Source organism: Niallia alba (assembly GCF_012933555.1).
GTDB lineage: Bacteria > Bacillota > Bacilli > Bacillales > Cytobacillaceae > Niallia > Niallia alba.
Genome location: NZ_JABBPK010000001.1, coordinates 3,480,864 through 3,505,583, shown reverse-complemented (window position 1 = coordinate 3,505,583; position 24,720 = coordinate 3,480,864). Strand labels below are relative to the sequence as shown.

Here is a 24,720-nt window from a genome sequence, read left to right as displayed (position 1 = left end):
TGTAGATAATATCGATCGTAATTAGCCATTAACCTGTGCAGAATAGTGTCTGCACAGGTATCATATCGTTTGCGGATTGTGAAAAAAAGAAAAGTAACATTAAAACAATGGTTTCCACTCTTTCTAGCTACTGAAAGCAGAATTTTTGCAAGAAACCATGTCATCCGTTAAGCTGAAAGTAAGTTTATTTCCATTCTTATATATATAAGAATGTTACAAAGGCAGGAGATGGCATGATGAAGGTTACAATCACCGATGCAGCTGTTGAGAAATTCCGTAGCTATGAAGTTCCTGAGGGTGCAGTTTATCGATTAAGTACCATTTTTAGTGGCGGCTGCAGCTATGTTTACAATTTTGATTTAGCGGTTGATTTTCCACAAGAAGAGGATAAGGCATTTGAGGATAATGGTTTAACGATTTATTTAGATCCATTAACGATTAAGCATATTAATGAAGATTTAAAGTTCGACTATGTGCAGGGAAAAGGCTTTCGTTTAATTGGACCAAGTGAAATTTATTCTTTCCATTTGGAAGTAAAGCAAAAAGCGAAATAAGGTTGAAAACCGATCAGGTCCTCACATTGGGTCTGATCTTTTTTGTTTAGCGCGATGAAACTATACCTCTCTATTTTCATATAAGGATATAAAGTGGGGGATTAGTTAATGGTTATGTATTTCTTGATGCTATCGTTAGGAATCATTATTCTATTGTTTTAATGTGTTGAACATTAAATTTATATAGTTAAAATCACTAGTGTTGCATTAATTTAAATTCACTATTAAAAATACTCAAAATGTTCAATATTATTATTTTGCGCAAAGAAAAAGTCCTTTATAATGGATTAGTCAGGTGGTAACCCGTCCAAATCCACTAAAAAAGGACCATCACATGGACAAGATTACACGAAAAACTTCATTTGGACAATGGTTTTCACCTATAAATCTTCAATTATTTGAAGAAAACGTGAAAACGATGAAATTAGATTACTATACGAAAAAATTAACGACAGAGTCATTTCTAAAATTACTACTTTTTGCGCAGCTACAAGAAATTGAAAGTCTGCATGCGCTGGGTGATTGTCTTTTCGATGACCAGCTTCAAAAAGGGATAGACCTTGATTCTATTAGTATTTCTCAGTTGTCACGGCGGTTAAACGGCATAAACCCTGATCTATTTCAAAGGCTTTTCCTTGATTTAGTGTCACAAATTCATGCCAAAACGCATTACACGAAACTCGTGATGCCGTTAAAAATCATTGATTCAAGCACATTGCCACTTAATTTGACCAATCATAAATGGGCTAAATTCCGCAAAACAAAAGCAGGTGTAAAGTTACATTTGCGCCTTGTGTTTATGGAAAAGGGTATATCCTATCCTGAAAAGGCCGTTATGACAACGGCAAAAGAACATGACCGTGGTCAGCTTGAAATCATGGTGGATGACAAGGAATGCATGTATGTGTTTGACCGTGGTTATCTAGACTACGAGCGCTTTGATCGCATGACTGATGATGGCTACTTCTTTCTTTCACGGCTACGCAAAAATGCAGTCATACGGAACGTTTACGATTTTAAGCTACCCAAGGATACAGCTGTTTTATCAGACCAAATGGTGTTGATAGGTACGACTCAAAACCGTGCTGAAAATTACTTTCGGCTTCTAAAAGTGATGGACTCAAAAGGAAATGAACTTCATTTAATTACAAATCGTTTTGATTTAAGCGCCGAAGAAATTTCAGAAATGTATAAATCACGGTGGGCAATTGAGCTGTTTTTTAAATGGATCAAACAACATCTCAGCATCAAAAAGTTCTACGGTCAAAGCGAATGGGCGATTCAAAATCAAGTATTTATCGCACTAATTGTTTTTTGCCTACATGTTCTCGTGCAAATCGAGACCAGAAGCAAGCGAAAAACCTTACAGATTAGCCGTTATCTAAGGGCTGCATTGTGGAAACCAGCGAATGTTTGGCTTCGAAAGATTGAAGGAAAAGCCATCCCTTAAATATGCAAATTGTCGTCGTTGCAAAAGTCTAATTGTAAATAAATTTCCAAATGGATGGGGCCACCTTTGATTGGGTATTTACTTTTTTGCCTCTAAACAGGGAAGGTGAGTAAACTGAAAATTATGACACTATTTATGCAACACTAGTGAGTTAAAATAATTTAGTAATTTCTATTCTAACTTTTATTCTTTTCGGTATATACTTATTTAGAGGAATAGTGTCGCAGTACTTTTTAAGTTGATATACCATTATAAATGGAATTATTTATGAACAAAGCATTAGATAAGAATGAACCATCATTTCGTTTTATAATAATAAAAAGGAAGTGAATCGCTTGATTAAATACGAATCCCTTCATCATGTAAGTCTTACTGTAACCGATTTAAAAAAGGCTAAACACTTTTATGAGAAAATATTATGCCTAAAAGAACTTCCCCGCCCTAATTTTGATTTTCCTGGTGCCTGGTACCAAATACAGGATCAGCAACTTCATTTAATTGTCTATCCAAATTCCCAGACAATTCGCAAAGATAAATCGATAAACAGTCGGGAAGGGCACTTTGCTCTCCGAGTTGAAAATTATTATGATACGCGTAGTTGGTTAAAGAAGCATAACGTGGAATTTTTAGAAAAGCCTTATGGAATAAGCGGATTTGCCCAAATATTCTGTGCAGACCCAGATGGTAATTTGATTGAACTGAATGTGGATCAGAAAGATTTATAAGGACAAAATGCCATGAAAATAGATAATGGGAAACAAAGAAAAATACAAGCTAAATATAGAGAATTACAAAATGAAGATAATAAAAAAGATAATATTACGGAAAAGATTGCAATTGTTTTTAGTTTGCTCTTTCTACTTATTATGTTTTTGAATGTGTTTATAAAGTCATTTTAAAATGTATTGCCCATCAGTAATCTGTACATTAAATAGAAAGAAATAGGGTGAATTAATTTATCCCTATTTCTTTCTATTTAAAAAGCAAAGATCACTATGATAGATGTTAAAACAAATAAACATAATAATCCAACAAATAAATAGGCCGATATTTTTACAAACTTTGGAAAAGAGTTAATGTTATAGTTTGTAACTCCTATTTGGTCGCCTGTTGCTTTTTGCAAATGAGCAAATTCTTTAGGTACAAAAATTTCATCGTCATTTGAGAAATCAGCGTCATTCTTCTGTGTTTCATGTGTTTTTATTGTCCTCACCACTTTTCGTTCCTATTTTATCTTTTTGTCATTACTTCAAACTTGTATGGATTATTATGACTTAATTATATCGTTATTTCCTTTTAATTGGAAATTTTTCTGTATTATCTTCTGATAACAGTGACTAAGAAATCTGATTCTTCTCAATCAGTAAAAGGAAATAGCATGGAGGCGGGGGATTTTAATGGAATTAGTAAGACCATCAAAGAAATATAGCAAACAATTAATGGAATATAGATCAGCTTTTTTACAAATAGAAGAACAGCCATATGGTGGAAGCTCTTTGCAAAATTATACAGATTTTCATGAATGGCTTAATAAAGTAAACAGCCAGGAAAAAGGTGAAAACCTCCCACCTAATCGGGTTCCTGCCACTCAATTTTTAAGCATAAAGAATGGGGAATTAATGGGACTTATTAATATCCGCCATCGATTAACACCAGAACTATTGATGGAGAGTGGGCATGTTGGCTATAGTATCCATCCAGCCAAACGAAGGAAAGGGTATGCGACAGAACAACTGCGACTTAGTTTACTAGAAGCAAAAAAGCTTGGTTTAAATAAAGTGCTAGTAACCTGCGATAAAGAAAATACCGCTTCTGCTAAAACGATTCAAAAAGTTGGGGGAGTGTTAGAGAATGAAGTAATTTCCACAGATGGGAAGGAGATTGTTCAGCGGTATTGGATTGAAATTAGGTAAAGTTATATATAACCGAATAAAAAATTTAGCAAACTACATTGCAGTCCATTTAGTAATTGATTGGACTGTTTTTTGATAGGAACACTTTTATTAAAAAGAACCGAATCGTATTTAGGAGTATATATACCTTTATAAATATATGTTCAACCTGTTTATCAATAAAAAAAGTATAAAAATGAATAAAAATTTATTGTAAAACGATAAAACATGTGGTAAATTTCAATAAGATAATAAATAGAAGAGGTGTTTTTTTATGAAAAGAGGAACTACCCTTTTTTTAAGGGTTGCTGTTGTTCTTATTGGAATTCCAGTTCTTGCTTTAGGATTATGGGGAATGTATGGCTTGGCTAAAAACCCAGTAAATCCAGATTATGCACATATACTATATCCGCTTGTATTGGGAATCTATCTATCTGCAATCCCATTTTATATGGCACTTTATCAGGCTTTTAGACTTTTGGGGAATATTGATAGGAATGAAGCATTCTCTGAGATGTCTGTTAAGGCATTAAGCCATATAAAGAAAGATGCAATCAGCATTAGTATCTTATACGTTCTAATGACGCCTTTTATTTTTCTCTTAGCTCAGACAGACGATGCTCCAGGTCTTATCCTATTTGGAATGATTCCGATTTTTGCTTCCATTGTAATTGCGGTTTTTGCAGCTGTTCTTCAAAAGCTTTTACAACAAGCGATTGATATAAAATCAGAAAATGAGTTAACAGTCTGAGGTGAATGAAATGGCAATTGTAATTAATATTGATGTGATGTTAGCAAAAAGGAAAATGAGTGTAACTGAACTTTCAGAGAAGGTTGGAATCACAATGGCGAATCTATCTATTTTAAAAAATGGAAAAGCAAAGGCTATTCGACTTTCAACACTAGAGGGGATATGCAAAGCTCTAGAATGTCAACCAGGAGATATTTTAGAATATCGTAAGAGCCAAGAAAATGAATAAGTAAAATTGCAAAGGCTATTTGAAAAGTATTGTGACGTATTTTCTAACATAGAGAAATTAAAAACATTTCGGAAGGAGGGAAAGGAATGAAACTACCTTTTTTCAGCAAGAAACAAGCAGCAGTATCCGACCTTTTTCTGAACGAAACGATACCGGAACATGTTGCCATCATTATGGATGGAAACGGACGCTGGGCAAAGAAAAGAGGAATGCCTAGAATTGCTGGTCATAAAGAAGGGATATCAACTGTAGTGAAAATTGTAAAGACCGCCGTTAAATGGAAGGTAAAGGTTCTTACGCTATATACATTTTCTACAGAAAATTGGAAACGACCAAAGACAGAGGTTGAGTTCATATTGAGGCTTCCTAAAGAGTTTCTATCTATATATCTACCAGATCTGATAGCTAGTAATGTTCGCATAGAATTAATAGGAGATATCGAAAAGCTTCCAGCTCATACCCGTGAAGCTGTTGAGGACGCAATCGAACGTACGCGTGATAATGACGGACTTTTGCTGAATTTTGCGCTTAACTATGGAAGCAGACAAGAGATTTTACATGCGATGAAAGAGATATTTTTGGATATTAACAATGATGAATTTTCGCTACAGGAATTGGATGAACAGAAGTTTTCAGACTATCTATATACAGCTGGTATGAAGGAACCAGACCTCCTTATTCGAACAGGTGGAGAAAAGCGAATAAGTAATTTCCTCCTATGGCAGCTGGCGTACACAGAATTTTGGTTTACTGATGTATTATGGCCAGATTTTTCGGAGAAGGAATTTCTATATGCGTTGGAAGATTTCTGTAAACGAAAAAGACGCTATGGTGGATTATAGGTGGAAGGAATATATTGTGGTAATAAATAACGATTATGCTATTGGGAATTATATAAAAAGTGCAACCTCAAATAATACTTTGTTATATTGATATAATGAATAATCGATAAAGTAGGGAGACTGGAAAATGGAAACGAATGTTTTTGAACAGCTGGCCAAAAGATATGATACAGAAGATAGAAGAGAATTAGCTAATGTGATTGTGAAGGAAGTAAGAAGAGAACTTGAAAACAGTACATCTCTATCTTTAATGGACTATGGGAGCGGAACTGGTCTCGTTAGTTTAGAATTATCGGATTTGGTAGCTTCGATTTTGTTAGTAGATTCATCCGAACAGATGCTGGAGGTTGCCCAAGCAAAAATAGCTAATAGAGGAATTATGAATGCAGATATCCTATATTCTGATTTTACGCAAGACACTCCGAAACATAAGGCAGACGTTATTTTAATGTCATTAGTTCTTCTTCATATCCCAAATACTAAGAAGATTTTACAAGCGTTATTCCAAATTTTAAATCAGGATGGCAAATTAATTATCATCGACTTTGAAAAAAATGATAAAATAAACCATCCAAAAGTGCATAACGGTTTTACAGAGGAAGAATTAAATGAAATATTGTCGGAAGTAGGTTTTCGTTCATCAAAAAGGAAAACATTTTATCAAGGTAATCGTATTTTTATGAATCAAGATGCTTCTTTGTTTATTTCCAGCAGTATAAAGTGAGTTTCAGATGTGGAAGCATCGGCTAAATAGTTTCTCTCTTTTCCTGTTCTGCTTCGTGATATTCGTCTGGCAGATCACTAAGGTAGAGAACGTTGCTTAAAAGTTTAATATCACTATGTATTTGCTTTTTAAGTTGTGCATCTTCACATTTATAATAATCAGCCATTAAACGTTTGATTTCGTTACAAATAAGTTCGATTCGGAGCATGATACCGATCCCTTCGAGTATGATAGACTATACTAATTATGTACCAATTTACTAATGAATGAAAGTGTTAAGTGTTATTTAGTTGGTAGAAGATAAAAAAGAAGTCGTATCCGAATGTGAATCAAGTTTTAGCATGATCGGATGAATTACCTTCTCTCCTTTCCCATGAATTAATTTGATTTTTCTTCGCAGATTAGGCTTTCTTATTGACAAATATAAAAATTTGACATATCTTATAGTTAGTTTCATACTTAGTTATAAGTTAATTTTCGCTTAAAAATTAAGACTTTAGCATTCTTTTAATAATGATATTGACTGAATGAAAAAGTAACTTAATAAAGTAAGGAAAAGTGATTTGATAAATAAGTATCCTAAATTATTGTACGAATGTCTTTTATTAATTAAATGAAAATATAAAACCAAATAGAGGTAGCTCTTCAAACAATTCGATGTAATTAGTTGAAGAGAAGCCGACAATTTTTTGAGTTCTCATGATTTGCAGATCATGGTGAATTTAAAAGATTGTCGGCTTTTTTATTGGAAAAATGAAAGGTTTTTTGAAGTAAGTTAGTTAAAGGAGTTTTTAAAATGTTTCTTTTGCACAGTATGCCATCATTACTGTTAGTGTTTTTTATGATGATTATTGTTTCGATGCTGAGTGGACTATTATTTTTGCATCAAAAAGTGCCATTAAGCTATGTAAGGATTCATATCTGGATTGTGTCTTTACCGCCTTTGTTCGCTTTAATCGCGCTTGCGAATCCGAATGGAGCAGAAAATGCAGGTCCTTTTCATATGGATTCCTTGGCTTGGCTGATGACTTTTTTTGTTCTTGTCATTGGTTTAATTGTTCAACGTTTTTCAATCCGCTATTTAATGGGAGATCGATTTTATCGTAAGTATTTTACCCTTTTCACTTTTACCACAACTGCCGCTTCCATTGCTTGGCTAAGTGGAGATCTGCGATGGTTGGTTCTATTCTGGGGAGTAACGCTAGCAGGATTAACCTTACTTATAAGATTAAATAATGGCTGGAAAGTAGCTACTGAGGCTTCTAAATTATCTGGTTATCATTTTTTAATCGGTTGGGTGTCCTTGTTATTGGCAGCAGTTTGGTTATCTCACAGTACTGATTCTTGGCAATTATCAACCGCACTATCGATTGAAAATCTAGCTGGAATTTCGGCATGGGAAAGAACTGGAATTAATTTATTGATTGTCCTAGCGGTTATCATTCCAGCAGCCCAATGGCCTTTCCAAAGATGGTTAGTAGATTCTGTTGTGGCACCAACACCTGTTTCAGCGATAATGCATGCAGGAATTGTCAATGCAGGTGGAATCATGCTTACTCGTTTTTCTCCACTATTTAATGGCGATTTAGCTTCCACTATTTTATTACTAATATTTGCCGGGATATCTGTCTTGGTTGGTACAGGAATTAGTTTAGTACAAGTTGACTATAAACGTCAGTTAGTTGGCTCGACGATTGGACAAATGGGTTTCATGCTCATTCAGTGTGCCTTAGGTGCCTATGTTGCTGCCATTATCCACCTTATTCTACATGGTTTATTCAAAGCGACGCTATTTTTACAGTCGGGTTCAGCAGTGCGACGAAAGGAAGAGTCTAGTTACAGAAAAACACAGCCCGCTTTTTTATGGACGATAGCAGGGTGGATTTTAAGTTTTGCTGTGGGGCTAGTTTTTTGGCTTCAAGCACCAAGAGAAGGCTATCAAATAATTAGTGCGTTAATTTTAGTTTGGTCTATTTCTATTTCTTGGCGGCAACTTGTTGCTTTTGGAGAAGGGAGCATTGGCCGGATTGCTGGTTTAATTTTTGTAGGAGGAACCGCTGCTATTTATTCTTTTATTCATCATTTTTTCTATGACATATTACAGACTGCTGTTTTCCAAGGTTCGCAGCCGCCATTAGCTGTTGTTCTTATCGTTGGTTGTCTTTTATTAGTTGGCACTGTAATAGGGGCGATCGCTGCTAGAAATCGTTCGTCCATCTTCTTTACTGTCCTATATCTTTGGTTAGTGCGATTAGGAGAAGCAAAGCCAAAAGCAGTAGAAAGTCATCCGAGCTATCTAAAACAACAATTACCATAAAAGGAGGTAATGTGTGATGAGTATTACATCTGTATTAACAAAAGCTAGTTCAAATAAAAAAAATATACCAGATAATTTTGTAGAAAGCGATATTAGTAGTTACATTGAAGCTGCCAGCAAAGTAATTGCGCCGCTTTGGCCAATTTCTATGTTCGCAGCCCGTCATCCGTGGATGGGACTTGAAAAACAAACCTTTGATCAAGTGGCAGATTGGTTAAAACAGACTCGTGATGTTGATATTTATCCTAGTGCCTCTATGATCCTTTCAGCGAAAAAAAAGGGAGAGATTAAAGAGGTATTTGTTAAACAAGGTCTTAAACAATGGCTTGCATCAAATCCCTTTAATATCCCACAAGATGTGGCAGAGCGTTTTTGCCATGCGGCATTAAATTTGGAACCCATTCCATCCAGCTTGCTCACATCTCATGAATTAAAGAAAAAAGCAGAAGAATATAGGAAGCATCATACAGATTTTGCCCATTATTCGTCTGTGCAGCCAATCAGTTCACATCTACAAAGTAAAGATAAGGAAAGATTAATCAATATACTCGATTACCATGTTATTAAGTGGTGTAAATTATATCTTGATGAGTCGCAGGCTGCCTGGACAATGCCACATCGAGAGGAAGGTTTTTATCGTTCTTGGCGCCGGCTGATTTGTTATGATCCTGCCCTTACAAAAAAACAACGTGAAAGTTTAAAAAAGTGGCCAGAAGAGGCAGAAATAGCCTTGAATAAAGGATTAAATGCTCTTTCTATTCCTGAACCAGAAAAACAGAAATATCTTGAAGCACATTTACTATCTTTGCCTGGATGGGCAGGAATGATGCTCTGGCGTTCTAAACAATCGAGTGAGGAAAATAACCTGCTAACCGAATATTTAGCAGTAAGAATTTCCTTAGAATGGGTGCTTATCAATCCGCAGCTTCCTTTTATTCCGAAAAGCTACGAAAATAATCAGTCCATAGATGGTCTTTTAGCAGCTTTGATTCATTGGGGGAGTCTGTCATTAGAGGAATGGTCTCAGTTGTCTAGTGCACAACAACAAGAATACTTGTTATTCGCAGCAAAATTTGATGAGAAGCTTTGCAGAAAACTCTGGCTGGAAGCTTGGGAGCAAACACATGCTGAACAATTAAGTCAAAAAATTAGGGCGAAACAATTCAGTACAAACGATAAGGCAACAACATTAGCACAATTTGTATTCTGTATAGATGTTCGCTCCGAGCCATTTCGCCGTCAGCTTGAAAAAGAGGGACCATTTGAAACAATAGGAATGGCTGGTTTCTTTGGAGTACCGATAGCTACGAATAAATTAGGAAGCGAACACAGTCACCCATCCTTGCCAATTATGCAAAAGCCATTGCATAAAATCATGGAGAGTACGGATGAGAATGAACTTAAAGCCTTTCAACAACGTCAGCAGACCGTTCATTCCTTTAGCGATACTTTCAAATCGATGAAACAGAATTTACTTGCAAACTTACTATTACCAGAATTAAGTGGTCCTTGGCTAAGTCTCCAAATGGCAGCACGCAGTTTTGTCCCAAAAAGTGTCGATCGCTTCATTCATAATCTACGCAAAAATTGGGTACGTAAACCAAATACAAAACTGGTTCTTAATCATGTTCATCAAACAGAGAACGGGATACCAATTGGGTTTACCGAGGAAGAGAAAGTTAATTATGCCCGCCAAGCATTAAAAATGATGGGGATAACAGAGAATTTCAGCCCGTTAGTTGTTATATGTGGACATGGAAGCCACAGTACTAATAACCCTTATGCATCTTCTCTTGATTGTGGTGCCTGTGGCGGGGCTTCAGGTGGATTCAACGCGCGAGTCTTAGCAACTTTGTGCAACCTGCCTGAAGTAAGAAGAGCATTGTCTTTAGAAGGAATAGACATTCCTAAGGAAACGGTTTTCGCAGCTGCTGAGCATAATACAACCGTTGATGAATTAGACTGGATTTATGTTCCAGAGCTTTCCAAATCAGCACAAGAGGCTTTTCGTCGGATTAAAGCCATTTTGCCAAAAGTAAGCAAACAGGCAAATACAGAGCGTTTAGCTAAAATACCGCATTTCCCATCCCAACGCAAAAATTCTCAGTCTGAGGCCTATTGCTTGGCAGAGGATTGGAGTGTGATCCGTCCCGAATGGGGCTTAGCTGGGAATGCAGCTTTTATAATTGGTCAACGTGATTTAACAAATGGCTGTGACTTGGAAGGAAGAGTCTTTCTTCATAACTATAATTGGCAGAAGGATGAAAGCGGAGAAATCTTAGATAATATTATTTCAGGTCCAGGAACGGTTACTCAATGGATAAATCTAGAATATTACGCATCAACAGTAGCTCCACATTATTATGGAAGTGGCAATAAGGCAACACAAACCGTAACAGCAGGTCTTGGTGTTATGCAGGGGAATGCGAGTGACTTATTAACGGGCTTACCGTGGCAATCTGTTATGCAATCAGATGAAGCTGCATTTCATTCACCACTTCGCTTACTGATTATAATTCAGGCACCAAAAAATTATGTAGAGCGATTATTGCAAACTAATGCTGCGTTTCAAGAAAAAGTCCAAAATGGCTGGGTTCGCTTAGCAAGTGTTAGCCCAGAAGGCGATTGGGAGAATTGGTAAAGGAGGGTTCGAGATGATTTTAGATAAGACAAAAAAAGTATTATTTTTGATGGATGTTAGAGATGGATTGGAATCAATTATAAAAGAGGAAACCAATATACAGCCTGAAAACATGCTAACTATAAAATGCTTTGGTCCTGTTATCTCCAATCCTTTTGGAGATATAATGAGGTCAATTATTATTGCTGTCTTTCAGGAAAAAGTAGAAGAAATTTTTGTTGTCGGAACAAGCAGTGAGGCCGATCGTTTTATTTCGATAGATGGACAATTTAAGTCAAGAATACAGACATTGGATTATCTGTTTCAAAATAGCATGCCTGAATTTACTGGTGAAACGATTAATGAATGGCTAAATGGAAAACGTATGAGTAAAATGTTTGTGGGAGAATAAATATCCTTTTTGTCTAGTTGGGGGACTCGTCCCCCAACTAGACAAAAAGGCCACCAAGCGAAAGCGCGGTAGCTGGAAAAAATTAAGTATTAAAAAAGAGAGCTTCCTTTTGTAAAGTAGAGTTTGACTAGAAAACTACGAAAAGGAGAGGCTCTCATGAATCAATGTAACATAAAAATGCCATCATTAAAAGAATTGGAAAAAACTTTATTTCGAACACTACAAATGACGTTTCAAGAAATCCTTATTCAAACGTTAGAAAATTGGGATCAAGAGATTGCCAAGCAACGAGACAAAAGAAGATTTGCTTTACGTGATAAACGAGAAATACGATTAGATACAGCGTTTGGAGCTGTGGAGCTGAAGCGTAATTATTATTTTGATCGTGTGACTAAAAAATATATTTGTCTATTAGATCACTATTTACAGTTTCAGGGGAATAAGGGATTTAGTCCGCTACTAGAAGAATGGGGGTTAGAACTAGCGACGAATGGCTCCTCCTATCGAAAGGCGGTGGAAACGTTCGAACAATTTTTAGGCTATTCGGCGATGAGCCACGAAGCATTACGGCAACATCTTCTTCAAACAAGCGTACTTCCCGCTAAGGAAAAACGCCCTTTTCAAAAGGTATTGTTTGTCGAAGTAGATGGATTATATGTGAAGAGTCAAGAAAAGAAAAAGCGTGGATGGGAGTTGAAATTCGCCGCTGTACACGAGGGATGGAAAGAAAACGGAAAGCGAATCAGGCTCCGAAATAAAAGGCATTTTCTTTATGAAGGAAAAGAACCCTTTTGGGAAGCCTTTGAAACGTTCTTACAGAATCATTATGCGTATGATCCTACCCAAACCTTGCTTATTATTAATGGTGATGGAGCAGGCTGGATAACGGCATGTCGGGAGTATTTTCGGGAACGCGCCGTTTTCATGTCGCTCGTTCGATGAAGCAACTAATGAAGAGCCATCCTCGATACCGCTACATGAAAAGAGCGTTAAGAAACTACCAGGTAGAAACATTACTTCTAGAGTTGAATAGCGCAGTAGGAACAATGGATACACCAGAAAAAGAAGAAAAACTAGAGCATTTCCTTGCCTTTTTAACGCATCATCAGGAAACCATAAAAGATTACCGTAGTTGGTTACAGGAAAAAGGAGTGGACACGACAGCGTATCGTCCAATGGGAAGTGCAGAGGCGATGATGAATCAATTAGCCAAACGATTAAAGAATGGAAGAGCATGGAGCAAAAAAGGGGTCATGAGCATGGCGCGCTTGTGGATTGGATTGAAGGATGACCTATCCATCCAAACGATATATGGGAAATGGGAAAAAGCCACGGAAAAATCAGAGAAAGAGCATCGAGCGAAAAGAAAAATACCCACAAAATTAGTAACAGAAACCGTGCGTCAGAACATGCCATACTTAAATCAAGCGATTGGAAAACCCGTTCACTTTGCCTTACAGGGATTAAAAGGTTTTTAAAAAAGAAAAAAACGAAATTTTGATGAAAGAAAACATTTAGAAAACGGATACAAAATTAGAAGTATTACTTTATAAAAGGGGAGCTATAAAACACTCCCACAAAAACTTGACTCAATCTTATAGGTGAAAACCATTGTCCAAATGAAGTTTTTCGTGTAATCTTGTCCATGTGATGGTCCTTTTTTAGTGGATTTGGACGGGTTACCACCTGACTAATCCATTATAAAGGACTTTTTCTTTGCATAAAATGATAAAATTGAACATTTAGAGTATTCCTAATAGTGAAATTAAATTAATGCAACACTAGTGGGATTTATTGAAAAAAAGATATAATTAGAACGATCTATCTAGTATAATAGTAATAGATTTAAAACAAAAAATGACAATTAAAAGGAGATAAATACATGCGTCAATTAATTAAACAACGTATAAAAAATGAAAAAGGTTTAACACTTATCGAGTTACTAGCAGTTATTGTAATTTTGGGAATTATTGCAGCGATTGCGATTCCTAGTATTTCAGGGATAATTCAAAATTCAAAAGAAGATGCTGTTAGAGCTGATGCCATAACAATTTTAAACGCAGCTAAAAACTATGCTGCTGCGAATGATGTTTCTAATATTGAGGGTGGTAAAATTACTCAAGCTCAAATTGATAATTCTTATGTAAATAATTTATCCATTAAGAACTTCAGTGTCGATGTTTCTGATAATGAATTTAAATTAACTACTGATCCTGTTGAGGCAGGGAAAAAAACTATTGAATTTAAAGGGGCTACCATAAAAAATATTAATGCCCAAGGATACTTCTACAGTTGTAGTAAAGTAGGTTATATTTAACATATGATCTACCTACTAATCTTCCTATACGGCATAACCCTTGGTTCGTTTTACAACGTAGTTGGCTTAAGGGTTCCTATAAATGAATCGATTGTTAGGCCAAGATCTCATTGTTCAAGCTGTGGACGAACGTTATCGGCGATGGAGCTTGTACCAGTTTTAAGTTATGTATTATTAAGGGGGAAATCAAAATGCTGTAAAGCATCGATTTCCCCCTTCTATCCTATATTTGAGCTTTTAACGGGTGTTCTCTTTGTCATAAGTCCATTACTGCTTGGCTGGAGTTCCGAGCTGTTTGTATCATGGACACTGATTTCCTTGTTTATCATTATTACGGTAGCTGATTTAAAATATATGATTATCCCTGATAAAGTATTGCTGGTTTTTTCGGTTATTTTTATAATCGAACGATTTTTCATCCCGTTGCATCCTTGGTGGAATTCTTTACTTGGTGCAGTGGTTGGATTTACGCTTCTCCTCATTATTGCCATCGTTTCAAAAGGGGGAATGGGCGGAGGAGACATCAAGCTTTTTGCGGTAATTGGCTTTGTTTTAGGAATTAAGTTACTTTTTGTTGCCTTTTTTCTTTCTACTTTCTTAGGAACAATCGGAGGTCTTATCGGAATGGCTCTTGGTAAATCGAACAAGAAACAACCTATTCCCTTTGGTCCTTATATTTCTCTAGGAACACTCATCGCTTACTATTTTGGTAATTCAATTATCCAATGGTACTTAAACATTGTCCTTTAAAACAGCTAAAAGGTCTTTTGGAAGGGGATTTTATCTTCCTCCATCTAGTAACAATAAGGAGTTTTCAATATGGCACTAAATTTTAATTTTGGCAAAAAGAGAGTGGTTAACTTAACGATAAAGGATCATGTTATTCGATATGTGGAAATGAAGAATTCCCAAGATGCTTCTGTGCAAAGTTTTGGAGAGCGTTTTTTGCCGCCTGGATTGATTCAAGATGGAACTATTCAGGATGTCGAAAATTTTCTGTGGATTCTAGAAGAATGTATGGATGAATGGAAACTATCGAAGAAACAAGTTCGCTTCTTAGTTCCAGATTCTTCGATTGTCATTCGAAAGCTTCCTATTCCAGAAGATGTGAGTGAAGATGAAATTAAAGGTTATTTGTATATGGAACTTGGAACATCGATCCATTTGCCATTCGAGGATACCTGTTTTTGATTATTACTTGTTGAAAGAAAAAGAAAAAAATAAACAGCAAATTATTTTATTTGCTGCACCTGAAGAAAGTGTTGCACAATATGCAGATCTATTAGAAGAGGCAAAATTATCTCCGCAATCTGCCGATATTTCCGCTTTAGCACTCTATCGTTACTTCTTTCATTCTAATAAAGTGGAAGCTGATGAAAATATCATGTTAGTTGAAATCGATCACTAGTGTTGCATAAATTTTGACTGAATTTTCTGCTTTCTTGTTTTTACTCATGAGAAGAAAAACAAAGACATTTGAATAGAGGTAGTTAACATCCATTTTTTTACTATAACCTTTGACGAGTGCAACAGACCTGTGAAATTCTTTAGGGCACGGTTTTCCCTACGATTTTTCGTAGCCATAAATGAGCGGATTTCCATGGTGCCGCTTTGAGTAAGCGACTAATTTGTAAGTACGTCCTTGAACTGTTCGTGTTCAGCTGTGCCAGTACGCCTTGTTCGCTCTGCGCGTAGAACTTTTTGATGTTCAGGTGCTGCTTCAACCATTTGAAAAATAACTCGATTGCCCAGCGCGATTTGTACAATTCAGCGATATCATCGGCGCTTAAATCAAATCGATTCGTAATTAGATGCAGTTCGTTACCTTTTGAATCGAGCACTTTGATGAGGCGAAAGATATTTTCTGCACGATTTTGTGTGGTGCCGATCAGAATCATTTCATCCGACAATACAGTTGAATCGATTGGCAGTTTAAATGGCTCTACGACACGAATGACCGCATTTTTTCGCAAGCGTGAGACGAAGAAATAGCCATCATCGGTCATGCGGTCAAATCGCTCATAATCTAAGTAACCACGATCAAAAACGTACATGCATTCTTTGTCGTCAACGAGTACCTCTAGCTGGCCACGATCGTGTTCTTTCGCACTTGTCAGCACCGCATTATCAGGATAGGAACAGCCTTTTTCTGCGTAAACAAGGCGCAAATGAAGCTTGATACCTGATTTTGTTTTGCGAAACTCCGCCCATTTGTGATTATTCAAATTGAGTGGCAACGTACTCGAATCAATGATTTTCAGCGGTGTTGTCGTTTTCCGGCGCTGCTCATATTGAGATTTCGCATGAATCTGAGCGACTAAATCCAGAAAAACGTGCTGGAACACGTCTGTTGGAATTTGATTTAATCGGCGGCCTAATTGCGAAAAGCTAATCGATTCTAAATCCGTTGCTTTTTGAAGGTCGTCTGAAAACAATGTCTCACTGACAGCACGTAAACTTTCGATTTCGTTGAGTTGTGCAAATACGAGTAATTTCAAGAATGAAGTGATGTGTAGCTTCTTTGTATAGTAATTTAAATGATGGGTTTCCACTAATTCTTCTAATTTCGTTGAAGAAATCGGTGTAAACCATTGTTCAAATGATGTTTTTCGTGTAAACTTATCCATGCTTATGGTCCTTTGTATTGGATTTGGATGGTTTACTACCGCTCAACCAGTATAAAGGATTTTTTTATGCTTGGGTTATATTACAGAAAATTCAGATTTTTAGAAGGCGTTGAATTATTTTAATGCGACGCTAGTGGAAATCGATATTAAAACAGTAAATGCCAGCATTTTTGAAGAACATTATCCTTTATTGATGAGACATTTATTACTAGAAATCGATGAACAACAGTGGACCATTACGACAGATGAGCTTTTGCAAGAAGAAAAGCTGACATTTACAGGTGATAAGGCTGAGATGTGGATTGGTCTTGAGGATGTTTATAAAGAATTGGAAAAAGTGATGAGCTTTTATCGCTATACTTTAAATAAAGGCGACAAACAAGTGACAAAATTAGTAATAGCAGGAGACCATCCATGGCTTTCTACGATTGTAGAAAGTATAGAGAACCGTTTTGATATTCCTGTTCTTGCATTAAAAGTGAACCAAACAGTTTCTAACAAGCCTATACCATCAAGTTTTCTTTTAAACATTGGTTTAGGATTAAAAGAGGTGTAAAAATGTTAGTAGAAATAAACCTCCTTCCTAAAAAAGAACCAAAGAGAAAGTCACAATTACTTTGGGTTATCCTAGCTTTATTGATTACTTTATTATTAATAGGCTTATTTATCTGGCAGTCTACGACCAAAAAGGCTGAATTAGAGGCAACAGAAAACTCGTTAGAGATGACGACAAATCTTGTTAATACGTACAATCAGAAGTTAGATAACTACAAAAATTCAGAGTCTGTCCAAAGCCTTGAGTCAGCCATAAATTGGGCGAATAATCAATCAGTGGATTATGTTCTCTTCTTGCAAGAATTAACAAAAAACTTGCCTGAAAGAGGCTTTATTCAAGAATTAAAGGTATCGGATGATCTTACAACAAGTATGATTATACAGTTCGATACAAAAAGTGATGCAGCTTATTATTTAAATTCCTTACTAGATATTAGCTGGGTAGATGAGGCTCTTTTAACGGAAGCGAAATCAACAGACACACTTGAAAATAAAATTAGCGATCAAGTGGATCAAGCGATTGATATTTTGAAACAAGCTGAAGTGGAACCACGCTATTTTGCTAGTTATGAATTTGTACTAAATAAAGCAAAGCTGCGAGACGAAATGGAAAAGAAAAAAGAAGATAATGAAAAAGGGGAGGATTCCCCATGAGATTAAGTGATCATAAGCCACTCGTGTTCTTTTCTCTCAGTATGATTCTCTTAGTATTAGCAGCTTTATATAGTTATTATTTCTATTTAATGCCTTTATACAATGACGTAAATATGAAAAAAACAGAGTTGCAAATGGCAGAGCAACAAGCGAATATTTTGGAATCTAAACTAAAGACGACTGGTTCAGAAGCAAATACAAACACTATCGAGTTGCAGAAAAAGGTACCTGTGAAACGTTTGTTAGAACAGGCACTCCTTGAAATAGAAAAAGTAGAGATTATTTCTGATACGAATATTATCGAAATGAGTATAAATGGAACCGACACAGAAGAAGTGACAAATGGAGAGCTTACTACAGCCGATCAAGCAATCAGTGATGCAAATAAGCAAGAAAATGATGGCGCGGATGAAAAAACAAATACGGAAGAGATTGTTCTTCCAAGTGGCATTCATCAAACTTCAATCAACATTATTGGTGAAGCATCTACTTATTTCGAACTAGAGCGATTTATCGAAAAAATTGAAGCTTCCAACCGTATTATGACTATTGATTCGTTAAGCATTACAGGGCCAAAAGAGATTACATCAGTTGAAGAAAGTGATCAAGTGATAGACTTCGAACTAACAGTGTCTATTTATTACTATCCAGCATTAAATGATTTAATAGAGGATCTTCCTCGATTAGATACTCCTAAAGTATCTGAACGAAAGAATCCTTTTGATACCGGAACATTAGAAAATAGTAAAGATGAATAGTGGAACCGTAAAAAGAAGGTGGGTCTAGCAATGCTAAAAACTAGACTAAATGATAAGGGACTAACCCTAATGGAGTTGCTTGCTGTTCTTGTCATTCTTGGCATAATAGCTGCGATAGCGATTCCTTCTGTTCTGAAAGTAATAGGAGATATGCGTGATCGAGCTTTTATCGCAAACGCATGGAATATGAAAGAAGCTACTGATTTTTATATTAAAGAAGCAACAACTAGTGGAACGGGTGCAAAAGAGAGAATTACTTATCATGAACTTGTCGAAAGTGGTTATATGGGAACATTTAATGATCCGGATACAGACCGCGAACTAGTTCCTTCTGCTAAAAGCTATGTAACCATTCAAAATAACATAGCTATTGCAGTTTGTTTAAAAGGGGAAAATCGAAAGCTTTGTACAGAGGAAGATGGAGTAGAGCAAGCAATTCAATATAAGGGCCTTTCCCCAAGTCAGATCGTGTCTAACAACAACTGAATTTGACGAAATCATTCTATAACAAGACGACAAAAGTCTTGTTATTTTTTTTTATTTGTATGATAGGATAAACGAAATAAATGAAAATGGGGGTAGGACGAGTGTGTGAAAAACCGGAGAATCGAAAAACAATAACGATTAAAATCAACGGGAAAGACCGTCCATTCCAATATAAGGATACAGATGAAGCGGTGGAGCGGAAGCAGCCTTCTGTTTTTCATAAGGATCAAAATAACGAGAACAAAGAAAAAGATTATTTTAGGGAAGAGTCAGCGGCCGGTCAAGAAACAGAGGTAGAAGAAAGTTTTGATTGGATTCTTCCGGAACCAGAGGAAGCACCAGCAAAAAATAAAGAAAAAAGTTTATTTGCCTTTCAATCTCCTCTTACTAAAAAGGACAAGCCAGCATTATCAAAGAACAGTAAAGCAAAAGAAGGTAAGAAAAAAAGCTTGCCGAAAGGAATCGTTGCGTCTATTTTCTTTGCCGTTTTTTTTGCGGTTATTTTGGGAACGAGCTTTGGATTTATTTTATTAAATATGGTGAGTAGTGATCAGAGCGCTGCAACAAATGGAAATATAACGGCTTCAGCCAATAATTCTTCCGATACTTCCAAAGGTGGACAAGCTACTGCTGCAACGGAAATCGCCACGAAAGCAGATATCACTACTTATGTGCTTCAAAAAGGCGTCTTCTCTAATGAAGAGCGAGCAAAAATCGAACAAAAAAAATTAACCGATGCAGGAAAAACGAGTCAAATTATCTCGATTGATGAAAAGCAGTTCCTTTTAATAGGGGTTGTCAGTAATTTGGAGAATGCAAAAGCTTGGCAAAAGCAAGTAAAAGATACTTATGCAAAAGAGATGGTCTTTAATGGTAATGAGATAGAGAATGTGTCTAAGGAAGAAAAGGGGGTAATAGAAGCTTCTTCAGCCATTTATTATTCTATTCTTCAAATTGTCACAAGTGTTCAGTTTGATAAATCCATTTCTACGGAAGAGAAAAGTAAGTTAGAGAAAGCACTCGCTATCGTGGAGGAGAAAAAAATCTCTAATTTTTCGAATGAAAAGGTTCAAAAAATGGCGACCCATCTTGCCATGGGAGGGGAGCTTACGATGAAACTAACGAAAAATAGTAGTGAGAAAGAGATAGAGGCAATTCAACAGCAATTGTTAAACTATTTAGCCGCTTATGTAGCGCTGTAAAATTTAAGAGGGAGCGTAAAGTTTAAAAAACTAACGCTCCTTTATATTATTTTAGGATAAAAAAATAATTTTATAAATATTTCTACAAATTTCGTCATATTACATTTTATTTACTATTCGATAAAAAATTCAGTTTCAAAATTGTGTATCCTGCGATTCTTTGATAGGATTAGTGTGTATCTCTCAATTTGAAAATAAGTAGGTAGGTGTAATCATGTTAAAGCAAACCCTCATATTGGCCTCTTCTTCTCCTCGACGAAAAGAGCTCCTTGAAGAACTCCAAATACCATTTGTTATATCCAGTAGTAATGTAGATGAAAGCTTTGACCCTTCTCTTTCACCAGAAAAAATTGTAATTGATTTAGCGGAAAGAAAAGTGGAAGCCATTTATTTGAATAACCAACACTCATTTATTCTAGGTGCCGATACGGTAGTATGTCTAGATGGTGTTATATTAGGAAAGCCTACTTCGAGAGAGGATGCGTCTCGCATGCTAAGTGAGCTTTCAGGCAAAACGCATTCTGTATATACTGGTGTCGCCATCATGGCAAATGGAATATGTTCCACATTTTATGAAAAAACTGACGTGTTATTTTGGGAATTAACAGATGAAGAAATATACGATTATCTAGACACCGGGGAACCATTTGATAAAGCAGGTGCGTATGGAATTCAAGGAGTAGGCAGAACGCTTGTGAAAGAAATTAAAGGAGATTATTTCACCGTAGTTGGTCTTCCAATTTCTCGAACGGTACGCGAATTGAAAGCGCATGGCTTCCATCTGCCTAAGTAAATCAAAGGGTCCCTAATTCTCTTCTTCCCAAAATCAAAGATAAGGGAGGAACGAATAAAGAATGGATTCGTTGTTAATAAAAGATTTTCCAAATGATGAACGACCAAGAGAACGTTTTATTAAACAGGGGCCAGAAAGCTTAGCAACTCATGAGCTAATTGCTTTATTGATTCAAACAGGTTCCAAAAATGAATCAGTGTTAACGTTAGCGAACAAGCTTTTAATTCATTTTGATGGCCTTCGTCTATTAAAGGATGCAAGTCTTGATGAGTTAAAAGCAATCAAAGGGATTGGAACGGCAAAAGCAATTCAATTGATGGCAGCAATTGAATTAGGCAGACGTGTCTCCAATTTAGAATTTACCGATCGATATTGTATTCGGTCACCAGAAGATGCTGCTAAATATATGATGAACGAAATGAAATTTTTATCGCAAGAACATTTTATTTGCTTATATTTAAATACGAAAAATCAAGTGATGCATAAGCAAGTAGTTTTTATTGGGAGTTTAAATGCTAGCATTGTCCACCCAAGGGAAGTATTTAAAGAAGCATTTCGTAGATCGGCTGCTTCCATCATCTGTCTCCATAATCATCCATCAGGTGATCCATCCCCAAGCAGAGAAGACATTGAAGTAACGAAGCGATTAGTTGAATGCGGAAAAATTATTGGGATTGATTTGCTAGATCATATCATAATGGGGGAAAATAAATTTATCAGCTTAAAAGAAAAAGGCTACGTATGATACTATTCTTTTTTGTTGAAATAAGCTATAATATAATTTATGATTTTTTGGGTATTTATGTCTAAACATGACAAAATATAGATAAGTAATAATAAAAAGATAATTACAAAGAGGAGAATGTCTACCTACTTTATAATATTGCATTAGTTTCAGAAAGGGAGATACATTTATGTTAGGTTTTGGAACAAGAGATCTTGGAATTGATTTAGGAACAGCGAATACGCTAGTTTATGTAAAGGGTAAAGGAATTGTACTAAGAGAACCTTCTGTTGTTGCACTGCAAACAGATACAAAGAGCATTGTAGCTGTAGGAAACGATGCGAAGAATATGATTGGTAGAACACCAGGGAATGTTGTAGCATTACGTCCAATGAAGGATGGGGTTATTGCTGATTATGAAACAACAGCAACGATGATGAAATACTATATTAAGCAAGCAACAAAGAATAAAGGTTATTTTTCTGGTAAGCCATATGTTATGGTTTGTGTACCATCAGGGATTACAGCAGTAGAAGAAAGAGCGGTAATCGATGCAACACGCCAAGCTGGTGCAAGAGATGCTTACACGATTGAAGAGCCTTTTGCTGCTGCAATTGGAGCAAATCTTCCAGTATGGGAGCCAACTGGTAGTATGGTAGTTGATATCGGTGGGGGTACAACAGAAGTAGCAATTATCTCTCTTGGTGGTATTGTAACTAGTCAATCGATTCGAATTGCTGGTGATGAAATGGATGACGCAATCGTTAACTATATTCGCAAAACATATAATTTAATGATTGGGGAAAGAACTTCTGAAAGTATTAAAGTGGAAATTGGAAGTGCTGGAAATCCAGATCAAATTGAAAATATGGATATTCGCGGGAGAGACTTATTAACAGGTCTGCCGAAAACCATCAAAATTACTGCAGATGAAATTGCTAAAGCATTAAAAGATACAGTAGCAGCAATAGTTGATGCAGTTAAAGTTACATTAGAAAAGACACCTCCAGAACTTGCAGCAGATATTATGGATCGTGGAATTGTTCTAACAGGTGGTGGAGCATTGCTTCGAAATCTTGACAAAATTATTAGTGAAGAAACAAAAATGCCTGTTGTTATAGCAGAAGATCCATTGGATTGTGTGGCTATTGGAACTGGTAAAGCTTTAGATCATATTCATTTATTCAAAAATAAAGCAAAAGATTCACGATAATTTTATTAGAGGTGTATAAGCATGCCACAGTTTTTTATGAATAAACGCCTGATTATTTTGCTTGTTAGCATCATTATTCTCGTGGCATTAATAGGGTTTTCATTGAGTGATCGAAATAAATTAACCTGGCCGGAGCAGTTCGTAAAAGATACAACCGGCTGGGTTCAAACCCTTGTATCTAGACCTGCCCATTTTGTGGTGGGTTTTGTTGATAATGTCAAGTCATTACAAGATACATATAAAGAGAATAAAGAATTGAAGGCAAAGCTAGAGGAAAATGCTCAGCTTAAATACCAGGTTCAAGGTCTCAAAAAAGATGTACAAGCACTACAGGACACATTGGAAGAAAAAGAATCTTTAAGTGATTATACGCTCATGAAAGCAACGGTAATTCGTAGAAATCCTTCCCAATGGACAGAGTTAGTTACCATCAATAGAGGAGATAACGATGGTGTCGAGAAAAATATGGCTGTTATTACTTCTGCTGGATTAATTGGGAAAATAAAATCAGTGGCTCCTAATACGGCAACTGTACAGCTACTTAGTTCTGAAGATCCTGCTAATCGTATTTCTGTTTTTATTCAGCCTAAAGAAGACGAAAAAAAGAATAAAAGTAAAACAGAAGTGTTTGGTATTATTGCTGATTATGATAAAGAAACAAAGCAATTAATTATGACTTGGGAAGAAGTTCCAAATGGTCTGAAAGTGGAAAAAGGACAGCTTGTTACGACTTCAGGAATGGGTGGAGTCTTTCCGAAAGGGTTAGCTATTGGAACAGTAGAAAAAGTAGAGCCAGATGAAAATGGACTTCAGAAAAAAGTGTTTATCAAGCCAGCAGCAGATTTCTATGATATTGAACATGTAATGGTAGTAGACAGGGCAGCGTTATCTCCTGAAGAGGAAGAACAATGAGGAAAGTTTTAATTGGCTGTTTAATTTCATTCATGTTTATTTTAGAAAGTGTTTTTCTCGAATTGCTACCAACAGACCCATTCGGAAAAAATTGGATTTTCGTACCGTATTTTTTGCTGATTACCATACTTTTCTTTTCCGTTTATGGAAATAGAAACGTCGGCGTTCTCTATGGCTTTGTTTTTGGACTGCTTTTTGATATTGTTTATACAGAAATTTTAGGTATCTATTTTTTTGCATTCCCTTTTATCATTTATATTTTCAATAAATTAATGAAAATTTTCCATAGTAATATTGTCGTTGTTTCCGTCATGAGCTTACTTGCTGTTTCTGCTTTAGAAATGATTGTTTATCAAGTGATAAAAGTGATAAATCTGACAACCATTGATTTTGCGAGTTTCTTGCATTTAAGACTTTTGCCATCTTTAGGGTTGAATTTAGTATTTATCGTGATTGTCGCATACCCTTATAAACGTTTATTTGAGAAGTATGCAGCAGAGTTAAAAGAATGATATAGTTAGAAAGAATGGAAAAATGGAAATAAATTTCAGGTTGGGCATGTAGGTTGTCTTCGATCTGAAATTTATTTGCCTTGTGACTGTTTGTCTTCAGTCTTTTTAAGAAATATATTTGGCTTGAAAAGGAATTTTAAAAGTGTTTGTCGAATGATATTAAAAAGGATAGAAAT

General features: G+C 35.9%; 29 protein-coding genes and 1 pseudogene. 27 read left to right on the top strand and 3 right to left on the bottom strand.

Going from position 1 to position 24,720, the window contains the following annotated elements; genetic code table 11:
* Nucleotides 1-233 precede the first annotated feature (233 nt).
* From HHU08_RS16915 to HHU08_RS16900, 4 genes are all read left to right on the top strand, one after another.
* Nucleotides 234-554 carry a HesB/IscA family protein gene (locus tag HHU08_RS16915; protein WP_095328400.1) on the top strand — a complete coding sequence of 107 codons (321 nt, stop codon included), beginning with the start codon at nucleotides 234-236 and terminating at the stop codon, nucleotides 552-554.
* Between the two features lie 334 nt (nucleotides 555-888).
* Nucleotides 889-2,004: an IS4 family transposase gene (locus HHU08_RS16910; protein ID WP_169187985.1), complete on the top strand. Its 1,116-nt coding sequence runs from the start codon at nucleotides 889-891 to the stop codon at nucleotides 2,002-2,004.
* Nucleotides 2,005-2,339: 335 nt separating this feature from the next.
* Nucleotides 2,340-2,729 (top strand): VOC family protein, encoded by a 390-nt coding sequence (locus tag HHU08_RS16905; RefSeq protein ID WP_095328401.1) that lies wholly within the window; start codon nucleotides 2,340-2,342, stop codon nucleotides 2,727-2,729.
* Between the two features lie 12 nt (nucleotides 2,730-2,741).
* Nucleotides 2,742-2,903, top strand: a complete 162-nt coding sequence (locus tag HHU08_RS16900; RefSeq protein ID WP_164463627.1) for a hypothetical protein — start codon at nucleotides 2,742-2,744, stop codon at nucleotides 2,901-2,903.
* Between the two features lie 77 nt (nucleotides 2,904-2,980).
* On the opposite strand, the gene HHU08_RS16895 is transcribed toward HHU08_RS16900, so the two are convergent.
* Complete coding sequence (locus HHU08_RS16895) at nucleotides 2,981-3,217, bottom strand: hypothetical protein (protein WP_169188912.1); 237 nt, start codon at nucleotides 3,215-3,217, stop codon at nucleotides 2,981-2,983.
* A gap of 184 nt (nucleotides 3,218-3,401) precedes the next feature.
* Between HHU08_RS16895 and HHU08_RS16890 the strand changes: the two genes are divergently transcribed.
* From HHU08_RS16890 to HHU08_RS16870, 5 genes are all read left to right on the top strand, one after another.
* Entirely contained in the window at nucleotides 3,402-3,917 is a 516-nt protein-coding gene (locus tag HHU08_RS16890; RefSeq protein WP_171509583.1) for a GNAT family N-acetyltransferase, read from the top strand.
* 253 nt (nucleotides 3,918-4,170) lie between these two features.
* Nucleotides 4,171-4,647: a DUF2975 domain-containing protein gene (locus HHU08_RS16885; protein ID WP_095328404.1), complete on the top strand. Its 477-nt coding sequence runs from the start codon at nucleotides 4,171-4,173 to the stop codon at nucleotides 4,645-4,647.
* 10 nt (nucleotides 4,648-4,657) lie between these two features.
* Nucleotides 4,658-4,876, top strand: a complete 219-nt coding sequence (locus tag HHU08_RS16880) for a helix-turn-helix domain-containing protein (protein WP_095328405.1) — start codon at nucleotides 4,658-4,660, stop codon at nucleotides 4,874-4,876.
* 86 nt (nucleotides 4,877-4,962) lie between these two features.
* Nucleotides 4,963-5,718: an isoprenyl transferase gene (locus tag HHU08_RS16875; RefSeq protein ID WP_095328406.1), complete on the top strand. Its 756-nt coding sequence runs from the start codon at nucleotides 4,963-4,965 to the stop codon at nucleotides 5,716-5,718.
* A 127-nt stretch (nucleotides 5,719-5,845) separates the two neighbouring features.
* Nucleotides 5,846-6,442, top strand: coding sequence for a class I SAM-dependent DNA methyltransferase (locus HHU08_RS16870; RefSeq protein WP_095328407.1), 597 nt, complete (start codon nucleotides 5,846-5,848; stop codon nucleotides 6,440-6,442).
* A gap of 22 nt (nucleotides 6,443-6,464) precedes the next feature.
* On the opposite strand, the gene HHU08_RS16865 is transcribed toward HHU08_RS16870, so the two are convergent.
* On the bottom strand, nucleotides 6,465-6,650 hold the full coding sequence (locus HHU08_RS16865; protein WP_095328408.1) for a hypothetical protein: 186 nt from the start codon (nucleotides 6,648-6,650) through the stop codon (nucleotides 6,465-6,467).
* Between the two features lie 588 nt (nucleotides 6,651-7,238).
* Here HHU08_RS16865 and HHU08_RS16860 point away from each other — a divergent pair.
* The 8 genes and pseudogenes from HHU08_RS16860 to HHU08_RS16820 all read left to right on the top strand — a co-directional run bounded on the left by HHU08_RS16860 (nucleotide 7,239) and on the right by HHU08_RS16820 (nucleotide 15,516).
* A complete protein-coding gene (locus tag HHU08_RS16860; protein ID WP_169188911.1) occupies nucleotides 7,239-8,759 on the top strand; it encodes an NADH dehydrogenase subunit 5 in 1,521 nt (506 codons plus the stop codon).
* A 16-nt stretch (nucleotides 8,760-8,775) separates the two neighbouring features.
* A complete protein-coding gene (locus tag HHU08_RS16855) occupies nucleotides 8,776-11,400 on the top strand; it encodes a DUF2309 domain-containing protein (RefSeq protein WP_169189705.1) in 2,625 nt (874 codons plus the stop codon).
* A 13-nt stretch (nucleotides 11,401-11,413) separates the two neighbouring features.
* Nucleotides 11,414-11,791, top strand: a complete 378-nt coding sequence (locus HHU08_RS16850; RefSeq protein WP_169188910.1) for a carbonic anhydrase — start codon at nucleotides 11,414-11,416, stop codon at nucleotides 11,789-11,791.
* A 156-nt stretch (nucleotides 11,792-11,947) separates the two neighbouring features.
* Nucleotides 11,948-13,269: pseudogene (locus HHU08_RS26000) on the top strand (ISLre2 family transposase).
* A gap of 404 nt (nucleotides 13,270-13,673) precedes the next feature.
* Nucleotides 13,674-14,108: a prepilin-type N-terminal cleavage/methylation domain-containing protein gene (locus HHU08_RS16835; protein ID WP_169188907.1), complete on the top strand. Its 435-nt coding sequence runs from the start codon at nucleotides 13,674-13,676 to the stop codon at nucleotides 14,106-14,108.
* A 3-nt stretch (nucleotides 14,109-14,111) separates the two neighbouring features.
* Nucleotides 14,112-14,858 carry a prepilin peptidase gene (locus HHU08_RS16830; RefSeq protein WP_169188906.1) on the top strand — a complete coding sequence of 249 codons (747 nt, stop codon included), beginning with the start codon at nucleotides 14,112-14,114 and terminating at the stop codon, nucleotides 14,856-14,858.
* 69 nt (nucleotides 14,859-14,927) lie between these two features.
* Nucleotides 14,928-15,299, top strand: coding sequence for a type IV pilus biogenesis protein PilM (gene pilM / locus HHU08_RS16825; protein WP_169188905.1), 372 nt, complete (start codon nucleotides 14,928-14,930; stop codon nucleotides 15,297-15,299).
* Nucleotides 15,220-15,516 carry a type IV pilus biogenesis protein PilM gene (locus tag HHU08_RS16820; protein WP_205835635.1) on the top strand — a complete coding sequence of 99 codons (297 nt, stop codon included), beginning with the start codon at nucleotides 15,220-15,222 and terminating at the stop codon, nucleotides 15,514-15,516. The genes pilM and HHU08_RS16820 overlap by 80 nt, the downstream gene beginning before the upstream one ends.
* Nucleotides 15,517-15,655: 139 nt before the next feature.
* On the opposite strand, the gene HHU08_RS16815 is transcribed toward HHU08_RS16820, so the two are convergent.
* Entirely contained in the window at nucleotides 15,656-16,735 is a 1,080-nt protein-coding gene (locus HHU08_RS16815; protein WP_169188903.1) for an IS4 family transposase, read from the bottom strand.
* A 109-nt stretch (nucleotides 16,736-16,844) separates the two neighbouring features.
* On the opposite strand from HHU08_RS16815, the gene HHU08_RS16810 reads away from it, so the two are divergent.
* The 10 genes from HHU08_RS16810 to mreD all read left to right on the top strand — a co-directional run bounded on the left by HHU08_RS16810 (nucleotide 16,845) and on the right by mreD (nucleotide 24,544).
* Entirely contained in the window at nucleotides 16,845-17,291 is a 447-nt protein-coding gene (locus HHU08_RS16810; RefSeq protein ID WP_205835634.1) for a type IV pilus biogenesis protein PilM, read from the top strand.
* Nucleotides 17,292-17,293: 2 nt separating this feature from the next.
* The gene (locus HHU08_RS16805; protein WP_016201714.1) at nucleotides 17,294-17,944 is read left to right on the top strand and encodes a hypothetical protein; all 651 of its coding nucleotides are present in this window, start codon (nucleotides 17,294-17,296) and stop codon (nucleotides 17,942-17,944) included.
* Nucleotides 17,941-18,702, top strand: a complete 762-nt coding sequence (locus HHU08_RS16800; protein ID WP_169188902.1) for a pilus assembly protein PilO — start codon at nucleotides 17,941-17,943, stop codon at nucleotides 18,700-18,702. Before HHU08_RS16805 ends, HHU08_RS16800 begins: the two co-directional genes overlap by 4 nt.
* Nucleotides 18,703-18,732: 30 nt before the next feature.
* The gene (locus HHU08_RS16795; protein ID WP_169188901.1) at nucleotides 18,733-19,188 is read left to right on the top strand and encodes a type II secretion system protein; all 456 of its coding nucleotides are present in this window, start codon (nucleotides 18,733-18,735) and stop codon (nucleotides 19,186-19,188) included.
* A 101-nt stretch (nucleotides 19,189-19,289) separates the two neighbouring features.
* Nucleotides 19,290-20,390, top strand: a complete 1,101-nt coding sequence (locus HHU08_RS25745; protein ID WP_169188900.1) for an SPOR domain-containing protein — start codon at nucleotides 19,290-19,292, stop codon at nucleotides 20,388-20,390.
* Between the two features lie 214 nt (nucleotides 20,391-20,604).
* Nucleotides 20,605-21,183 (top strand): Maf family protein, encoded by a 579-nt coding sequence (locus tag HHU08_RS16785; RefSeq protein ID WP_169188899.1) that lies wholly within the window; start codon nucleotides 20,605-20,607, stop codon nucleotides 21,181-21,183.
* A gap of 61 nt (nucleotides 21,184-21,244) precedes the next feature.
* The gene (gene radC / locus HHU08_RS16780) at nucleotides 21,245-21,928 is read left to right on the top strand and encodes a RadC family protein (protein WP_169188898.1); all 684 of its coding nucleotides are present in this window, start codon (nucleotides 21,245-21,247) and stop codon (nucleotides 21,926-21,928) included.
* A gap of 169 nt (nucleotides 21,929-22,097) precedes the next feature.
* The gene (locus HHU08_RS16775) at nucleotides 22,098-23,120 is read left to right on the top strand and encodes a rod shape-determining protein (protein WP_016201708.1); all 1,023 of its coding nucleotides are present in this window, start codon (nucleotides 22,098-22,100) and stop codon (nucleotides 23,118-23,120) included.
* Between the two features lie 21 nt (nucleotides 23,121-23,141).
* Complete coding sequence (gene mreC / locus HHU08_RS16770; protein ID WP_169188897.1) at nucleotides 23,142-24,032, top strand: rod shape-determining protein MreC; 891 nt, start codon at nucleotides 23,142-23,144, stop codon at nucleotides 24,030-24,032.
* On the top strand, nucleotides 24,029-24,544 hold the full coding sequence (mreD, locus tag HHU08_RS16765; RefSeq protein WP_016201705.1) for a rod shape-determining protein MreD: 516 nt from the start codon (nucleotides 24,029-24,031) through the stop codon (nucleotides 24,542-24,544). The genes mreC and mreD overlap by 4 nt, the downstream gene beginning before the upstream one ends.
* The last annotated feature ends 176 nt before the right edge of the window (nucleotides 24,545-24,720 follow it).